Consider the following 17,276-nt stretch of genomic DNA (forward strand, 5'->3'; position numbering starts at 1 on the left):
TGAAAAATAGACGGAGGGCATCTGGAAACAGATGCCCTTTTTTGATGTAAAAAACAGAAAATTTCTATTCCGATAAGATAGATATTTCCAGGCAATCGGCCCGGTCAGCTCTTCAAGGGAATAGACCGAAAACCTTCCGCCTATTTGGGCCTGTAAACATTTAAATGTATAAAAACGGATAAAAAAAACCGCCGGGAATAAAATCCCCGACGGCTTTTTGAAAACGAATCTTTTTATCCGAGATATCCCTTCATAATTCCCCGTTTGCTATTCCGTACAAACATGATAATTTCATCTCTTTCTTTAGAAGCAGGCATCTCAGCCTCAATTCTTTCCACAGCATCGGAATTATTCAGACCGGATTGATAAAGGATACGATATATATCTTGAATTTCATTGATCTTCTCGTTTGTAAATTCCCGACGACGCAAGCCGATAGAATTTACTCCGGCATAAGACAAAGGCAAACGTCCGGCCTTCACATAAGGAGGAACATCCTTACCGATAAGCGATCCTCCCTGTATCATCACATGCTTTCCAATATGCACAAACTGATGTACAGCAGTCATTCCACCCAAAATAGCGTAATCGTCTATCACTACTTCTCCAGCCAACTGGCAAGCATTGGTAACAATACAATTGTCACCTACAGTACAGTCGTGAGCAATATGCGCATAAGCCATAATCAGACAATTATTTCCAATCTGGGTCACACCTTTAGCAGCCGTACCCCGGTTTACAGTTACACATTCTCTAATCGTCGTGTTATCACCTATACGTACAATGGATTTTTCTCCTCTGAATTTCAAATCTTGGGGAACGGCGGCAATCACTGCTCCCGGGAATATTTTACAATTCTTTCCGATATAAGCCCCTTCCAGAATTGTAACATTTGAACCGATACGTGTACCCTCTTCGATTACAACATTCTTATCTATAGTCACAAAAGGCTCTATCACCACATTGTCTGCAATCTGAGCTTCCGGATGAACGTAAGCTAACGGTTGTTTCATTCGTTTATTATTTAATGATTACTATTTAGTCTGTTATTTATTATTCCAGCCTGCAAATATAATATTAGTTCTTGGTTTTTGCGACTTGAGCCATAAATTCTCCTTCACAAACCAATTTTTTCCCAACAAAAGCATATCCTTTCATGGTGACAATTCCTCGCTTTACAGGAGCCAGGGTGATCAATTTAAACACAAGTGTATCTCCCGGCACAACTTTTTTCCTGAACTTAACCCCATCAATCTTCATAAAATAAGTCGAATAATTTTCCGGATCCGGTACCTGGTTCAAGACTAAGATGCCCCCGCACTGAGACATTGCTTCTACAATAAGTACTCCCGGCATTACCGGTTCGTCGGGGAAATGCCCTACGAAGAAAGGTTCGTTCATGGTAACGTTTTTACATCCGATCACGACATTATTCGTTACCTTATAAATTTTGTCAATCAACAAGAAAGGAGGACGATGAGGTAATAACATCCGGATCTTATTAATATCCATTAAAGGCTCCGCCATAATATCCACATCTGCCGGATAGGCGTCTTCTTTCTCTGCATTCAATACAGCCTTATAAATTTTTTGAGCCATGGCTGTATTTACTTTATGCCCGGGACGCTCTGCAATAACTCTCCCTTTTATAAAACGACCGCACAAAGCCAAATCCCCCATTACATCCAATAATTTATGACGGGCTGGCTCATTGTCAAAGTATAAATCCAAATTATTCAGTATACCTTGTTTTACTTCAATTCCTTCGTATCCGAACTGAGCAGAAAGACGTTTGACTTCCTCTTCCGAAATTTCCTTATCGACAATAACAATAGCATTCTGTAAATCCCCGCCTTTGATCAGATTATTAGCAAAAAGCGCTTCTACTTCCCGTAAAAAAACAAAAGTCCGGCAAGGCGCAATCTCTTTTACAAAATTAGTACGGGAATCGTAAGTAGCATATTGCATCGACAGATAAGGCGAATCATAAGCCACTACTAAATTAATACTGTATTCTGTATCGGGTAGTAATGTTATTTTACTTTGCGTAGCCTCACAGGCAAATTCCATCTTTTCCGTCACTTCAAAATACTGGCGTTCAGCATTTTGTTCCTGCAAACCCACCTTTTCGATAGCCTCTACATAAAACCGTGAGCTGCCATCTAATATCGGAAATTCTTCCCCGTCCAGCTCTATATCACAATTATCTACGCCACAGCCGTAAAGAGCTGCCATGGCATGCTCCATCGTAAAAATCTTTACTCCTTCTTTTTCAAGGCAACTAGCCCGATCCACAAATTGCACATAGGCTGCTAAGGCAGGTATTACCGGTCTTCCCTCTATATCAGTTCTGATAATCCTGTAACCGCAATTTTCCTCTGCCGGTTTAAATGTAGCACATACTTCTTTTCCCGTATGCAAACCTTTTCCCTTTAAAGAAAATTCTGCTTTTAATGTATTTTGCTTTACTGACATTATTGTTTTGACTTTAATGTTTGAATTTCTCTTTCCATTTCCCCGAACTGTCTGTATAATTCAGGAAGTTTTCTAAACAAAACGTAACTCTTCTGATATTTGGCAGCCTCGAAAGCCGGAGCCCCCATGATGACAGTTTTATCCTTTACAGGTCCAATTATACCGCTTTGTGCTGCCACGCTGACTCCGTTTCCTATTTCCAGATGACCAGCAACTCCGACCTGTCCACCCAACATACAATTACTTCCCACCTTAGCCGTTCCAGCGATTCCTGTTTGCGCAGCAATTACCGTATTCTCCCCAATCACTACGTTGTGAGCAATCTGTATCAGATTGTCCAGCTTTACTCCCGCTTTAATCCGGGTAGCCCCCATTGTTGCCCGGTCGATACAGACATTCGCCCCGATCTCTACGTTATCTTCAATAACCACATTCCCGATCTGAGAGATTTTATGGTATCCCTCTGTCGAAGGGGCAAACCCAAATCCATCCGCCCCGATTACACTTCCGGCATGAATGGTGCAATTGCGTCCGATCACACAACCATAATATACTTTTACACCTGCATATAAAACCGTATTATCTCCGATCGTCACACCCTCTCCGATATATACCTGAGGATAAATCCTGACATTATTTCCGATTTTTACATTCTTCCCTAAATACGCAAAAGCGCCGATATATGGTTTTTCTCCTATAACGGCGTTTTCAGAAATATGCGAAGGTTGTTCGATTCCTGTCGGCTGCGGACGCATAGTCTCATACATTTTTAATAAAACAGCTATCGCATCATAAGCCGAATCGACACGGATTAAAGTACAAGGAACAGGCTTTGCCGGTACAAAATCCCGATTCACTAAGACGACTGAGGCTTCTGTCGTATATATAAAATGTTCGTATTTCGGATTAGCTAAAAAAGCCAATGTATACGGTTTCCCCTCTTCAATCTTTGAAACGTTATTCACGGTCGCCTCCGGATTTCCTTCCACCACACCATTCAATAAAACCGCAATATCTTTTGCTCTAAATTCCATAAAATTAAAATTTCGGCAAACTTACAAATTTTATTTGTAACTCAATAAGTTTATTACAAATATGTTTCATTTTCGTTCCAACATTTCGAGTATAAGAGTTTATTCTCCAATAATTTATCTTTCTTTCTCTTCTTTATAAAACAATCATTTAAAAACCGGTATTCTATTTAAAATTTCTCCGGATCCAACGAGATCCGATAAAAATTTTAAAAAGTATCATCTAACGTTTCAGCAACCGTTTTTCTTTTACGATACAAAAAATAAAAATTAATCTTTTTCCTGAAATTTTCCTTCTCTCTTCTTTCTTTTCGGCTTTTCCAGGAACATAACAGTTTTTCAGACTTTACCGGTAAACGATAAGCGTTACTAAGGAGTACCGAAGACACCTAAGTGTCGGTGAGCAAATTTTCGGTTCGGATGAAATTTGTCATTGCTTTTCAATATTAAATTCTATCCCGCACGAAGTTCCGACAATCGGGCACGCAGCATCATTCATCAGCTGGGCAACGACCACAAAGCTCAATTCATTAAATCTATGAAAAAATCCTTTTTTTATCGTGTTAATATTTTGTTTTTCAATATTTAGTATTATCTTTGTCACCGAATTAGTAATACTAAGGGAGGGGACGAAGACGTCCCCTTTTCTTATGGTTTTAGTTGAAGTCGTGTGCATTGGTATAAAAGAAAGGAAATATGAAAACGGCAGAAGAAGTTAAAGACATTGTAGAACATTTATTAGAAGGGTCGGATTTATTTTTTGTAGATATCCATATGGGGAAAAACAATGTGATTGAACTTTTTATCGATTCTCCCCAAGGAGTAGATATTAGCACCTGCAGTCGTATCAGCCGGGAATTGGAAGCCCGCTTAGATCGGGAAAAAGAGGATTTTGAATTGACAGTATCCAGTGCAGGAATTGGCTATCCTTTTAAAGTTCCGGGCCAATACCTGAAGAACATTGGAAAAAAAGTAAGTGTAAAATTAGTTGACGCTTCCCGTCTGGAAGGAATACTGCAATCTTACACCCCTACGGAAATCGTGTTAGCCTGTGAAGAAAAACGTCCGATAGAAGGTAAAAAGAAAAAAGAACTCGTAAAAGTAGAAAAACGGATTCCGCTAGAACAGGTGAAGGAAATAAAAGATATCGTAAGTTTCTAAGACGAAAAAGGAAATAGGTTAAAATATAAAACTGAAAAGTTCAAATGGAAAACATTAATTTGATTGAATCATTTGCTGAATTTAAAGAATTCAAAAATATTGACAGGGCGACCTTGATGAGCGTATTAGAAGATATTTTCAGGAATATGCTTTTGAAAAGGTATGGTACCGACGAAAATTTCGACATTATTATCAATATCGACAAAGGGGATCTGGAAATCTGGAGAAACAGAACAGTAGTGGAAGACAGCAATTTACAGAATCCCAATACCGAAATCGCTTTGAGCGAAGCTAAAAAAATCGACGCTGACTACGAAATTGGCGAAGAAGTTACAGATGAAGTAAAGCTAAAGGATTTTGGACGACGTTCTGTACTGGCTTTACGTCAAAATTTATCCGCCCGGATCCTGGAGTTGGAAAAAGACAATGTTTACAACAACTATAAAGACCGGGTCGGTCAAGTCGTATTGGGAGAAGTTTACCAAGTCTGGAAAAAAGAAATGTTGGTATTGGACGACGATGGTAACGAACTGATATTACCGAAGCAAGAGCAAATTCCGACAGACTTTTTCAAAAAAGGAGATACCATCAAAGCTGTGGTTATCCGGGTTGAAATGAAAAATGCAAATCCTTATATCATTCTCTCCAGAACTTCACCCGTTTTCCTGGAAAGATTGTTTGAAAACGAAGTTCCTGAAATTTTCGATGGTCTTATCACCATTAAAAATGTCGTTAGAGCTCCTGGTGAGAGAGCCAAAGTAGCTGTAGAATCCTATGACGACAGAATAGATCCGGTAGGAGCTTGTGTCGGTATGAAAGGTTCCCGGATTCATGGCATCGTCCGTGAATTACGCAACGAAAATATCGACGTTATCAATTATACCAACAACATTCAGCTTTATATTACCCGGGCTTTAAATCCGGCAAAGATTAAAAATATTGAAATCGACGAGAAAAATAAAAAAGCAAACGTATATCTGAATCCGGAAGAAGTATCCCTGGCAATCGGAAAAGGGGGGTTGAATATCAAATTAGCCAGCCAGTTAACAGGATATGAAATCGACGTTTATCGGGAATTCGCAGCAGCAGAGACAGAAGAAGATGTGAATTTGGACGAATTCGAAGACGAAATTGAACCGTGGATCATTGACGAATTAAAACGGGTAGGATGCGATACCGCCAAAAGTGTTCTCGAATTAAGTGAATCAGAACTTGAAAAGAGAACCGATCTCGAAATTGAAACTATCCGGGAAGTTCTGAATATTCTGAAAGCAGAATTTGAGTAAACCGGGAAGCAAACAACTTGTAAAAATTAGAATCTCTATATGCCAGTAAGATTAAGTAAAATAGCCAGAGAATTTAACGTAGGACTTTCTACCATTGTAGAATTCCTGCATGAAAAAGGAATCAAGATATCCTCTGATCCGAATGCCAAACTCTCTGATGAAGATTATGCCCTGGTGGCCAAAGAATTTTCTTCAGACAGTGAGGTAAAAAAAGAATCTACGATGGTAGATTTAAAAAATACCCGAAAGAAAAAAGAAACGGTGTCGATTGACGACATGGGAAATATCCAGGAAAAAAGTGAAGGGGACGAATTTATTTCTATAAAAGACGAAGTGAAATTTGAAAATAAAATCAAAGTCATCGACCGGATTGATCTAAATCAACCGCATAAACCCGTTAAAGAAGTTCAACCCCAACCGATGAAGAAAGAGGAAGTAAAAACAGAAGAAAAAAAACAAGAACCTGCTTCCCAACCGGAACCCCCGAAAGAACCCGTAAAAAAAGAGGAAATACAAACACCTCCCGTTGCGCCGGAAAAAGAAATACAAACAACCCCGGAAAGGGATACGGAAAAGACATTCAAAATTGTACAACCCGCTGTAAAGGACGTGAAAGTTGTCGGTTCTATCGACTTGGATTCTATTAACCAACGTACACGTCCTCCGAAGAAAAGTAAACAGGAAAAAGAAAGAGACCGGAAAGAATTTAAAAAGAACAACCACCCTGTTTTACCCATAAAGGAAAGCAGCAATACCGATGTTAAGGATGTCGCTGAAGACGAAACAGACGTTCGGAAAAAACGGAAGAGAATACATCGGCCGGAAGAAAAAATTCAGGTCGCTCCTGTCGACAAAACTTCTAAAATTGAAGAAAACAAGAAAAAGCTGAAAAAGTTAAAGAAGAAAAAACAGGAAAAGTCTGAAATAACAGAGGAAGATGTCGACAAACAGATAAAAGATACCTTTGCCCGCTTGGGAAATAAAGGTAAATCCAGTACGTCCAAGCATCGTCGTGACAAAAGGGACGCTGTACAACAAAAAATGCAAGCGGAGATAGAGCAAGAAGAAAAAGAGAAAAATATCTTGAAGCTGACAGAATTCGTTACCGTTGCTGAATTGGCAACGATGATGAATACGCCGGTAACAGATGTGATTTCTGCTTGTATGAGCTTAGGACTTTTTGTATCGATCAACCAGCGTCTGGATGCTGAAACCATCAATTTAGTAGCTGATGAATTCGGTTTCTCTGTAGAATTTGTAAGTATAGACATTCAAGAAGCCATAGAGGACGAGGCGGATTCAGAAGATAATCTGTTACCCCGGCCTCCTATTGTCACGGTAATGGGGCATGTAGACCATGGAAAAACCTCTTTGCTGGACCATATCCGTAATACAAATGTCATTGCCGGAGAAGCAGGAGGTATTACCCAGCATATCGGAGCATACAACGTAAAATTAGCAGATGGACGCGCTGTAACTTTCCTGGATACTCCGGGACATGAAGCTTTCACCGCCATGCGTGCCAGAGGTGCACAGGTAACCGATATCGCCATCATTATCATCGCAGCAGACGATAATGTAATGCCTCAGACAGTAGAAGCCATCAATCATGCCAGTGCCGCTGGCGTACCCATTGTTTTCGCCATCAACAAGATCGATAAACCCGGAGCGAATCCGGATAAAATCCGGGAAGAATTGGCCAATATGAACTATTTGGTTGAAGAATGGGGAGGAAAATACCAATGCCAGGAAATTGCAGCCAAAAAAGGTTTGCACATCGACGAACTACTGGAAAAAGTATTACTCGAAGCTGAATTATTGGATCTGAAAGCCAATCCTCATAAAAAAGCCATCGGCTCCATCATCGAGTCTTCCCTGGATAAAGGAAGAGGATATGTGGCCACAGTATTGGTACAGTCCGGAACCTTAAAAGTAGGAGATGTGGTATTGGCAGGCCAGTACTACGGACACGTGAAAGCGATGTTCAACGAGAGAGGCATGAAGCTTGAAAAAGCCGGCCCTTCAGAACCAGCATTGATTCTGGGATTAAACGGAGCTCCTCAGGCAGGTGATAAGTTTAATGTAATGAGCAACGAAAAAGAAGCCCGTTTGTTGGCCAATAAACGGGAACAACTCCAACGGGAACAAGGCTTAAGGACACAGAAACACATTACACTGGACGAAATCGGAAGGCGTATCGCTATCGGTAATTTCCAGGAACTCAACATCATTGTCAAAGGCGACGTGGACGGATCCATCGAAGCTTTGTCCGATTCTCTGATCAAGCTTTCTACTGACGAAATTCAGGTAAACGTCATCCATAAAGCCGTAGGACAGATTTCAGAAGGCGATGTTATGCTGGCAGCAGCTTCCAACGCAATTATCGTCGGCTTCCAAGTGCGCCCTTCCATGGGAGCACGCAGACTGGCAGAGAAAGAACAGATCGATATCCGTCTCTATTCGATCATCTACACCGCCATAGAAGAGATCAAAGCAGCTATGGAAGGCATGCTATCGCCCGAAATCAAAGAAGAGATCGTTGCTACAGTAGAAGTACTGGAAACGTTCAAAATTTCGAAAGTAGGAACAATTGCCGGTTGTGTGGTTCGGGAAGGCAAAATTACCCGTTCTTCTAAAGTACGGGTAATCCGGGATGGAATCGTAGTTTATTCCGGCGAATTGGGATCTTTAAAACGCTTCAAAGATGATGTAAAAGAAGTTTCCAAAGGTTTTGAATGCGGTTTGAACATCACCAACTACAACGATCTTCGTATCGGTGATATGATCGAAGCTTATGAAGAAGTAGAAGTGAAGAAAACTCTTTAATTTTAGAAAGTACTCCATAGAAACACCCGAAAAATTTGTTTTAAAACAGATTTTTCGGGTATTCTTTTTATTTTCCTCTCCTTTGCCGGAAAACTTTTTTCCTCTTTTTTTCGTTAGAAAGACAAAAAAGATGACATTTTTCAGATTCATTTCCTTATTTTTTGTCATTTCCGGTATAATTGTAGCTCTTCTTCTCTACATCGATATCCGGAAGCACAGACAATCGATGAAAATCATGGAAGCTGTATGGCCCCTCTCCGGTCTTTGGGGAAGCTGGCTGGCACTCTGGGCGTATTACCGCTTAGGGAGGACAAAACCAACCGAGCCCATGCACATGGACATGAACATGAACATGAACATGGACATGCCTAAACACTCAAATACCTCATCTATGCAAATGCCCGGTTCTACTCCTCCGGATTGGCGACAGGTCACACTCTCTACCCTTCATTGCGGAGCCGGATGTACTCTAGCGGATATCCTGGGAGAATGGTTCACTTATCTGATTCCCCTCTTTATCGGCGGAAGTATTCTTGCAGGACAATGGGTATTGGATTACATACTCGCCCTTTTCTTCGGTATATTCTTTCAATATGCTGCCATACAGGCTATGGAACATCTTCCTGTAAAACGGGCTTTACAAAAAGCCCTGAAAGCTGATTTTCTTTCGTTAACGGCCTGGCAAGCCGGAATGTACGGCTGGATGGCTATCGTTATGTTCGGTCTATTTCCAAACCTTGCCCTTCCTAAAAACAGTTTCGAGTACTGGTTTATGATGCAAATTGCAATGTGCGCCGGTTTTTTGACCTCTTTTCCGGTAAACCGTTTTCTAATCCGGAAAGGCATTAAACACGGTATGTAAAACACCTTTTTCTTTTTTCAAACAGATGGTTTTCCTTTTATTCATTTCGTTATACTGAATTTTTTCGTATTTTCGTATTCCGATTTATAATCTATAAAATTTGTTTGAATTATGAAAATAGCAGTAATTGCCCATGATGGGAAAAAGGCAGAGATGGTAGCTTTTCTAAACAGGCATATGGATTTTCTAAAATCCGTAGGAACGGAAATCGTAGCAACCGGAACAACGGGAAAGCACGCTCAGGATGCAGGTTTGGAAGTTGAAAGACTGCTATCCGGTCCTCTAGGCGGAGATGCTCAAATTGCAGCTTTGGTGGCAGAACACAAAGTGGAAATGGTAATTTTTTTCCGCGATCCTCTGGGAAAACATCCCCATGAACCGGACGTACAAATGTTGATGCGGGTATGCGACGTACACAATGTTCCCATTGCCACCAATCCCGCTACCGCTGAAATGATGATTCAGGGATTTTTAGCCTGCCATTCCCACCAATAGAGGAAAACTGTTGCAAAGCCTTAAGGCTCTGTAACATCAATTTTAAGCGAAAACCTTTGCATATCTTCCAAGATTGTCTATATTTGTACATTCTTTGCAAAAATGAGGAGGAAACAGACTGTCATATTACCCCTTTATTTCGCCTGCAGTATTTTGCTGGCCTTTGTTGTTTTTCCTCATCACCACCATGACAATTTTATCTGTTTTAATACACAACATTGCCTTGTTTCAGTCCCTGTGGAAAAAGAATCCAATGCGATCCCGCATACCCATAACGCAGGTTGTGTTACCCAATTATTACAAACCCAGCCGACTGAATCTTCCCGGCAGCAGCTAGACGAAGGAAGCGATCTGCCTTTTTTTCAGCTCTGGGGACTTATAGCTGAAAAAATTTACCTGGATTTTTTTAAGACAGATCCTTGCCTTTTTCCGGAAGCTCCCGACGAAGCCCTTCCCTCACTCTTATTTACTTTTCATAAAGCCAACCGCGCCCCTCCGGTTTGTTAAGTATAGGCCGACCCGGTTTTAATGCCGGTGACTTTCCGTCCGAGTAAAATCGGAAGGATATTTATTATCATGTATTTACTTAACAGACTTGAATATGAAGACAATATTACTTTTTATCATTTCCTTCACCCTCTCTTTATACGGATGTAAAAATCATACTCCAAACGCATCAACAGCTCACCGACACGAAAGTGCAGCAGAACATGCTTCCCACGATCACGAAGCAGAAGACCACGACCACGAAGCGGAAGGTGAAGGGCACAATCACCCTTCTCCGGAGAAAGAGAAGCATACAGATGAGATTATTTTCACAAAAGCACAGGCTGCGAAAACAGAATTCGAAGTACAGCAAATACAGCCAACGACTTTTCATGGCGTAATTAAAACCAGCGGCCAGATCTTACCAGCTCCCGGAGACGAATCTGTCATCGTGGCTACCGCAAACGGAATTGTTTCCTACAACCACAAAATCACAGAAGGAGCTCCCGTAAGCAAGAACCAAATCCTGTTTCACATTTCTTCCAAACACTTAGGAGAAGGGGATTATTATTCAAAAGTAAAAGCCAATTACGAAAAAGCAAAAGCCGAATATGAACGGGCTCAGGCTTTGATAAAAGACAGGATTATCTCCCAAAAAGAATATGAAGCCAGTCGTTTGGATTACGAAAACGCGAAAATTGCCTTCGAGGCCATTTCCGGTAAGCAGAGTGCTAACGGAATAGGAGTAACTTCTCCCCTAAGCGGACATCTGAAAAATATTTTGGTCAAAGAAGGGGAATACATTACAATAGGCCAACCCCTTGCTACGGTATCTCAGAATAAAAAATTGATTTTAAAAGCCGAAGTATCCGAAAAATATTACCCTAAACTAAACAGTATCCGAAGTGCTAACTTTAAAACGCCCTATGATAATAAAGTATATGTATTATCCGATTTAAACGGGAAACTCCTCTCTATAGGCAAAGCTTCTGCCAATGATGCTTTCCACATCCCTGTCAACTTTGAATTCGACAACAAAGGAGAAGTGATTCCCGGTTCATTTGCGGAAATATACCTGATTTCCGCTCCGATAGAACAGGCACTTACCTTACCGCTCACTGCACTGACAAATGAAATGGGTCTTTTTTACGTATATGTACAACTAGATGAAGAAGGCTATCGCAAACAGGAAGTAAGTGTAGGAATGAACGACGGCAAACAAGTACAAATTTTAAAAGGTTTACATCCGGGAGAAAGAGTGGTGACCCGAGGAGCCTATCAGGTAAAAATGGCATCGGCATCCGGAACTATTCCTCACGGCCATAGCCACGAACATTAAAGCCTGAAACTGCTGACAAGAAAGCAGAAAAACCGATTTCATTTTTTACCTACATTTTACATCGAATGAATTATGCTGAATAAAATCATACAATATTCTTTAAACAACCGGCTCTTGATCATTATCGCAGCCGTAACCCTTCTTCTCTGGGGGAGTTATACTGCTTCCCGGATGGAGGTAGACGTATTTCCGGATCTGAATGCCCCTACAGTAGTCGTCATGACGGAAGCCCAAGGCATGGCCCCCGAAGAAGTAGAGCGCTTAGTAACTTTTCCGGTAGAAACAGCCGTAAACGGGGCCACAGATGTACGCCGGGTCCGTTCCTCCTCCACCACAGGATTTTCAGTGGTATGGGTGGAATTTGACTGGGGCACAAATATCTACACAGCCCGCCAGATCGTATCCGAAAAATTAGCCACTTTGGGAGACGCTTTACCCTCTACCGTCGGTCAACCGACTTTAGGTCCCCAATCTTCTATCCTTGGGGAAATGATGATCATCGGTCTGACGGCAGATTCTACTTCCTTACAGGATTTACGGACGATAGCCGACTGGACCATCCGTCCCCGTCTCCTCTCAACAGGAGGTGTGGCGCAGGTTGCCGTCATCGGAGGCGATATCAAAGAATATCAAATACTCCTCGATCCGGCCCGGATGAAATACTACAAGATTGCTTTGGACGAAATCCTACCTGTACTGGAAAACATGAACCAGAATTCGACAGGAGGTATCCTCTACGAATATGGAAATGAATATATTATACAAGGCGTACTGTCTACCACCCATACCGAAGAATTGGGTAAAGCTGTCGTCAAAACAGTCAACGACGTACCTATCCTCATTTCCGATATAGCAACAGTACAAATCGGAGCCAAAACCCCGAAACTAGGAGTAGCTTCTGAAAAAGGGAAACCAGCAGTTTTGGTAACTGTTACCAAACAACCTTCCACCAATACGCTGGAATTGACGGATAAGCTGGATGCCTCTTTACAAGAACTGCAGAAAACACTGCCTACAGATGTGCATATCTCCACTGATATATTTCGCCAATCCCGCTTTATCAGTAGTTCCATCGACAACATCCAAAAAGCTCTCTTTGAAGGAGCCCTGTTTGTCATCATCGTCCTGTTTTTCTTCCTGATGAATTTCCGGACGACAATCATTTCCCTGGTCGCTTTACCTCTTTCCTTACTAGTGGCTATCCTGGTCTTACACGCCTTAGGATTAACGATTAACACCATGAGCTTAGGAGGACTAGCTATTGCCATTGGCTCACTTGTAGACGATGCCATTGTGGACGTAGAGAACGTATATAAACGCCTTCGGGAAAATCACTTACGCCCTGTCGAGCAGAGGAGAACGACTTTAGAAGTTGTCTTCGAAGCTTCCAAAGAGGTGCGGATGCCTATATTGAACTCCACTCTCATCATCATCGCCTGCTTCCTGCCGCTCTTTTTTCTTTCCGGTATGGAAGGCCGGATGCTTATTCCTCTGGGAATTGCTTTTATTGTAGCCCTTTTTGCCTCTACCATAGTCGCATTAACCCTTACTCCGGTGATGAGCAGCTATATGCTAACGACCAAAAAAGCCTTGAAAAAAAGCGAAAAAGAACCTTATGTGTCCCGGGTACTCAAAAAAGCTTATAAACGTGCCTTATCCCAAGCTCTTTCTCACAAAAAAATTGTACTGGGGATTACTGGCGGTCTGTTTATCTTTTCTTTGATCGTCATGCTGAATCTCGGCCGAAGCTTTCTACCGCCCTTCAATGAAGGTTCTCTTACCATCAATATCAGTACAATGCCGGGCATTTCTCTGGAAGAATCAGACCGTATGGGATTAATAACGGAAAAAATACTGATGGACATTCCCGAAATCCAAACAGTTGCCCGAAAAACAGGCCGGGCAGAACTGGACGAACACGCCTTAGGGGTAAACGTATCGGAAATTGAAGCCCCTTTTGTATTGGACAAAAGGAGCCGGGACGAGTTTTTGGCAGACGTACGCCAACAATTGGGAACACTGAAAGGGGTGAATGTAGAAATCGGACAACCGATTTCCCACCGGATCGACGCCATGTTGTCCGGAACAAAAGCCAATATAGCCATTAAATTATTCGGAAACGATCTGAATAAATTATTCAACCTGGGGACACAAATAAAACAAGCGATTCAAGATATCGATGGAATAGCTGACTTAAATGTGGAACAGCAAATTGAACGTCCGCAACTCCAAATCAAACCCAAACGGGATATATTGGCAAAATATGGGATTACGTTACCCCAATTCTCGGAATTTGTCAATGTGGCTCTTTCCGGAAAAGTCGTTTCCCAAGTAAACGAAGGAGGAAAAGTATTTGATCTGACGGTTAAAATCAACGACGTAAACCGGGAAAATATGGAAGCTATCGGCAATCTGATGCTGGACGCCAATGGCAAAAACGTTCCCCTCCATTATGTTGCTGAGATTCTTCCCCTAAGCGGCCCCAACACGATCAGCCGGGAAAATGTGCAGCGAAAAATTGTCGTTTCGGCAAATGTAGCCGGCAGGGATTTAAAAGGAGTAGTGAACGATATACAAAAAGAGGTGGGAGAAAAAATAAGTCTCCCCGAAGGTTACCACATCGAATATGGTGGTCAATTCGAGAGCGAACAGGCAGCTTCCCGCATCCTTTTTCTGACATCTCTGATCTCGCTGCTGATCATCTTCCTGATCCTCTACCACGAATTCCGGAATCTCTCTTTGTCCGGTATTATCATGTTGAATTTGCCTCTGGCTATCATCGGTGGAATCATCAGTATCTGGATCACTTCCGGAGTCATCAGTATCCCGGCTATCATCGGGTTTATCTCTCTATTCGGAATAGCTACCCGGAACGGAATATTACTCGTATCCCATTATAACCAGTTACGCTCAGAAGGCTGCTCGCTAAAAGAAAGTATCCTCCAGGGATCCCTGGACCGATTAAACCCCATCCTTATGACAGCCTTAACCTCCGCTCTGGCCCTCATTCCTCTCGCTGTAGGAGGTAGTTTACCAGGCAATGAAATACAGAGCCCTATGGCCCAGGTGATTTTAGGCGGCTTACTCAGTTCTACCTTGCTGAACGGTTTCGTGATTCCGGTTGTATATCAATTATTGAACAGAAAAAAAGAAATCGTAAAAGAGTGAAGATTTGTAAAATGAAATAGAAAACCATATGAAACCCGTTCAAACAAAAAATATAAAAAGGAAGACAACTTACTTTTTCTGAACAGCTATCCGGTATATGCCCGATCAGACCGATAAATCAAACCGCATCAAGCGGAAAACGATAATCGGCCTGATCGGACCGGAAAACCATAAATCGGGCAGAAAATTCTTTTATAAAACAGGACTAAGCTTGTTGTAAATGTTAAAATATACAAAAAAGGATTTTCCAGAAAAAGAAAATGTTCGGGTAAAATGTCTCATTAACACAAAAATTATTCATCATGAAAATAAAAAATATGAAAAAGTATTTATATGGAGGTATATTACTTCTTCTGAATATTTACCCGGTATGTGCACAATCGGATATAAATCAGGTTCTGGAAAGTATAGCCCTCAATAACAAGACCCTGAAAGCAGGTGGCTATCTGACAGAAGCCCAGAAGCTGGAAGCTAAAACGGGAAAATATTTAGCTAATCCCACCATCGAATTTAATCAATTATGGGGGGATAAAAAGACGGGGGGTAACATCAATGAAATGGCTGTCGTACAAGCTTTTGATTTTCCCAGTGTATATGCTCATAAAAACAAAATAGCTCATTTGAAATCAACAAATTACGATTTACAATATGCAGTAGGACGCCAACAGATTTTACTCACCGCTCAGCAAACTTGTCTGGAAATTATCTATTTGCGGAAGCAAAAAAAATTACTGAACGAAAGAGTGGAAAACGTACAAAAATTATCGGATCTGTATCAAAAACGTTTGGAAGAAGGCGATGCCAATCAGCTGGATATTAATAAGATTCAACTAGAACTTTTGAACATTCAAAACAGCGAGCGCCTTAATACAGTTGCTTTAAAGGCCAAAATAGAACAACTTCAAACCCTTAACGGAGGTATTCCGGTTGAATTCAGCGATACGACTTATCCCAACTGGCTTCTGCCGGCTTATCAGCAACTGGAAACCAGTTACCTGAACTTGGATCCCAACTTAAAAAGCCTGACCAGCCAGGCCGAAATTGCAGGCCGGGAAATCCGGTTGAGCCGGGCTCAGTCCCTTCCTAAATTCGATTTGGGTTACCGGAGAAATGGTGGAAATGAGGAAACATTAAATGGTTTCGTAATCGGTCTTTCTATTCCTTTGTTTGAAAACAAGAACACGGTCCGAAGAGCCAAAACTCAATACGAATATTCCAATGCCTTGATAGAAGACAATACCCAAAACCTGAAATCCAACTTGCAACAGTGGTATGAAAAAGCCTCAGCCTTAAACACTTCCTGTAAAGCATACGCTAGCATTCTGTCCGGACAACACAATATAGAACTTTTAAATAAAGCATTGGCTGCAGGACAGATTTCCATGATCGACTATTTTACAGAAATTGACACTTTATACGATAGCCAGGAAAATTACCTGACAGTAGAACAAGATTATTATATTACACTGAGTCAACTACTTCAGTATCAATTATAGCAAAATAAATGTAACCCAAAGGCAACGCAAATGTCTTCAGTTAAAAAGTCGCAGCTACTCTAAAAAATTGATAATATTCCGCTGAAGAATAAACGGGAAATATTTTACAGCTAACAAAACTTAACCGAACGAACCCGCCATGAGTTTGTTCGGTTTTGTGCTTCCTTGAGCATCCTCTTAAAGATAAGGTTTGAAGATTCAAACGGGGAAAATCTCTCCGCTAAAAAGACTTGTTTTAATCGTCTAAAGAATGTATATCGATCTCTGAATTAGCATCCAATAAGCGCTTGGCTGTAAGCGGATCCCTTTCCACTCCTTCTCCTTTATAATACATCAATGCCAAATAACAACGGGCTCTTAAATCTTTTCTTTCTATCGCCATTTCATAATAAACCCTGGCCTGTTGAAAATTCACTTCTGTGCCCTGCCCATAATGATACATATTCCCCACCATAAAAAGGACAGCCGGATCTTCCGTTCCGGCTAATTCTAAATAAAGCCGAAACGCCATTTCATAATTACCTTGATTATAAAGCTTTTCAGCTTTAGCCTTCTTATAATAAAAGACGGAATTTTTTTCCTTCTTTTCCATAGGAACCTTGAATTTCTAAGAGGTAAGAACGATCTTGTTCACACACAAAACGTCCGTTT

The 17,276-nt window shown here is 41.2% G+C and carries 13 protein-coding genes; 9 read left to right on the forward strand and 4 right to left on the reverse strand.

Annotated elements, in window-relative coordinates; all coding sequences use genetic code 11:
- Positions 1-233 precede the first annotated feature (233 nt).
- The 3 genes from lpxA to lpxD all read right to left on the reverse strand — a co-directional run bounded on the left by lpxA (position 234) and on the right by lpxD (position 3,509).
- A complete protein-coding gene (lpxA, locus tag HMPREF9449_RS14435; RefSeq protein ID WP_009138009.1) occupies positions 234-1,013 on the reverse strand; it encodes an acyl-ACP--UDP-N-acetylglucosamine O-acyltransferase in 780 nt (259 codons plus the stop codon).
- A 64-nt stretch (positions 1,014-1,077) separates the two neighbouring features.
- Complete coding sequence (locus tag HMPREF9449_RS14440; protein WP_009138010.1) at positions 1,078-2,475, reverse strand: bifunctional UDP-3-O-[3-hydroxymyristoyl] N-acetylglucosamine deacetylase/3-hydroxyacyl-ACP dehydratase; 1,398 nt, start codon at positions 2,473-2,475, stop codon at positions 1,078-1,080.
- On the reverse strand, positions 2,475-3,509 hold the full coding sequence (gene lpxD / locus HMPREF9449_RS14445) for a UDP-3-O-(3-hydroxymyristoyl)glucosamine N-acyltransferase (RefSeq protein ID WP_009138011.1): 1,035 nt from the start codon (positions 3,507-3,509) through the stop codon (positions 2,475-2,477). The genes HMPREF9449_RS14440 and lpxD overlap by 1 nt, the downstream gene beginning before the upstream one ends.
- Positions 3,510-4,202: 693 nt before the next feature.
- On the opposite strand from lpxD, the gene rimP reads away from it, so the two are divergent.
- The 9 genes from rimP (at position 4,203) to HMPREF9449_RS14500 (ending at position 16,625) form a co-directional block, all read left to right on the forward strand.
- Positions 4,203-4,667 (forward strand): ribosome assembly cofactor RimP, encoded by a 465-nt coding sequence (gene rimP, locus HMPREF9449_RS14460; protein WP_009138012.1) that lies wholly within the window; start codon positions 4,203-4,205, stop codon positions 4,665-4,667.
- A gap of 44 nt (positions 4,668-4,711) precedes the next feature.
- Positions 4,712-5,953: a transcription termination factor NusA gene (gene nusA, locus HMPREF9449_RS14465; protein ID WP_009138013.1), complete on the forward strand. Its 1,242-nt coding sequence runs from the start codon at positions 4,712-4,714 to the stop codon at positions 5,951-5,953.
- Positions 5,954-5,992: 39 nt separating this feature from the next.
- Positions 5,993-8,779, forward strand: coding sequence for a translation initiation factor IF-2 (gene infB, locus HMPREF9449_RS14470; RefSeq protein WP_009138014.1), 2,787 nt, complete (start codon positions 5,993-5,995; stop codon positions 8,777-8,779).
- A 130-nt stretch (positions 8,780-8,909) separates the two neighbouring features.
- Entirely contained in the window at positions 8,910-9,641 is a 732-nt protein-coding gene (locus HMPREF9449_RS14475) for a DUF4396 domain-containing protein (protein WP_009138015.1), read from the forward strand.
- A 111-nt stretch (positions 9,642-9,752) separates the two neighbouring features.
- The gene (locus HMPREF9449_RS14480) at positions 9,753-10,136 is read left to right on the forward strand and encodes a methylglyoxal synthase (RefSeq protein ID WP_009138016.1); all 384 of its coding nucleotides are present in this window, start codon (positions 9,753-9,755) and stop codon (positions 10,134-10,136) included.
- Between the two features lie 102 nt (positions 10,137-10,238).
- On the forward strand, positions 10,239-10,643 hold the full coding sequence (locus tag HMPREF9449_RS14485; protein WP_009138017.1) for a DUF6769 family protein: 405 nt from the start codon (positions 10,239-10,241) through the stop codon (positions 10,641-10,643).
- 94 nt (positions 10,644-10,737) lie between these two features.
- On the forward strand, positions 10,738-11,961 hold the full coding sequence (locus HMPREF9449_RS14490) for an efflux RND transporter periplasmic adaptor subunit (protein ID WP_009138018.1): 1,224 nt from the start codon (positions 10,738-10,740) through the stop codon (positions 11,959-11,961).
- A gap of 72 nt (positions 11,962-12,033) precedes the next feature.
- The gene (locus tag HMPREF9449_RS14495; RefSeq protein ID WP_009138019.1) at positions 12,034-15,129 is read left to right on the forward strand and encodes an efflux RND transporter permease subunit; all 3,096 of its coding nucleotides are present in this window, start codon (positions 12,034-12,036) and stop codon (positions 15,127-15,129) included.
- 317 nt (positions 15,130-15,446) lie between these two features.
- A complete protein-coding gene (locus HMPREF9449_RS14500; protein WP_040612117.1) occupies positions 15,447-16,625 on the forward strand; it encodes a TolC family protein in 1,179 nt (392 codons plus the stop codon).
- A gap of 235 nt (positions 16,626-16,860) precedes the next feature.
- Here the strand turns inward: HMPREF9449_RS14500 and HMPREF9449_RS16000 are convergent, their stop codons facing one another.
- On the reverse strand, positions 16,861-17,217 hold the full coding sequence (locus HMPREF9449_RS16000) for a tetratricopeptide repeat protein (protein WP_009138021.1): 357 nt from the start codon (positions 17,215-17,217) through the stop codon (positions 16,861-16,863).
- Between the last annotated feature and the right edge of the window lie 59 nt (positions 17,218-17,276).

Origin of the sequence: Odoribacter laneus YIT 12061, from assembly GCF_000243215.1 — a bacterium.
Lineage (GTDB): Bacteria > Bacteroidota > Bacteroidia > Bacteroidales > Marinifilaceae > Culturomica > Culturomica lanea.

What these genes read in the sequence shown, in the direction of transcription:
- lpxA (WP_009138009.1), bottom strand. Translation starts at nt 1,013, where the DNA reads ATGAAACAACCGTTAGCTTACGTTCATCCGGAAGCTCAGATTGCAGAC.
- HMPREF9449_RS14440 (WP_009138010.1), bottom strand. Translation starts at nt 2,475, where the DNA reads ATGTCAGTAAAGCAAAATACATTAAAAGCAGAATTTTCTTTAAAGGGA.
- lpxD (WP_009138011.1), bottom strand. Translation starts at nt 3,509, where the DNA reads ATGGAATTTAGAGCAAAAGATATTGCGGTTTTATTGAATGGTGTGGTG.
- rimP (WP_009138012.1), top strand. Translation starts at nt 4,203, where the DNA reads ATGAAAACGGCAGAAGAAGTTAAAGACATTGTAGAACATTTATTAGAA.
- nusA (WP_009138013.1), top strand. Translation starts at nt 4,712, where the DNA reads ATGGAAAACATTAATTTGATTGAATCATTTGCTGAATTTAAAGAATTC.
- infB (WP_009138014.1), top strand. Translation starts at nt 5,993, where the DNA reads ATGCCAGTAAGATTAAGTAAAATAGCCAGAGAATTTAACGTAGGACTT.
- HMPREF9449_RS14475 (WP_009138015.1), top strand. Translation starts at nt 8,910, where the DNA reads ATGACATTTTTCAGATTCATTTCCTTATTTTTTGTCATTTCCGGTATA.
- HMPREF9449_RS14480 (WP_009138016.1), top strand. Translation starts at nt 9,753, where the DNA reads ATGAAAATAGCAGTAATTGCCCATGATGGGAAAAAGGCAGAGATGGTA.
- HMPREF9449_RS14485 (WP_009138017.1), top strand. Translation starts at nt 10,239, where the DNA reads ATGAGGAGGAAACAGACTGTCATATTACCCCTTTATTTCGCCTGCAGT.
- HMPREF9449_RS14490 (WP_009138018.1), top strand. Translation starts at nt 10,738, where the DNA reads ATGAAGACAATATTACTTTTTATCATTTCCTTCACCCTCTCTTTATAC.
- HMPREF9449_RS14495 (WP_009138019.1), top strand. Translation starts at nt 12,034, where the DNA reads ATGCTGAATAAAATCATACAATATTCTTTAAACAACCGGCTCTTGATC.
- HMPREF9449_RS14500 (WP_040612117.1), top strand. Translation starts at nt 15,447, where the DNA reads ATGAAAAAGTATTTATATGGAGGTATATTACTTCTTCTGAATATTTAC.
- HMPREF9449_RS16000 (WP_009138021.1), bottom strand. Translation starts at nt 17,217, where the DNA reads ATGGAAAAGAAGGAAAAAAATTCCGTCTTTTATTATAAGAAGGCTAAA.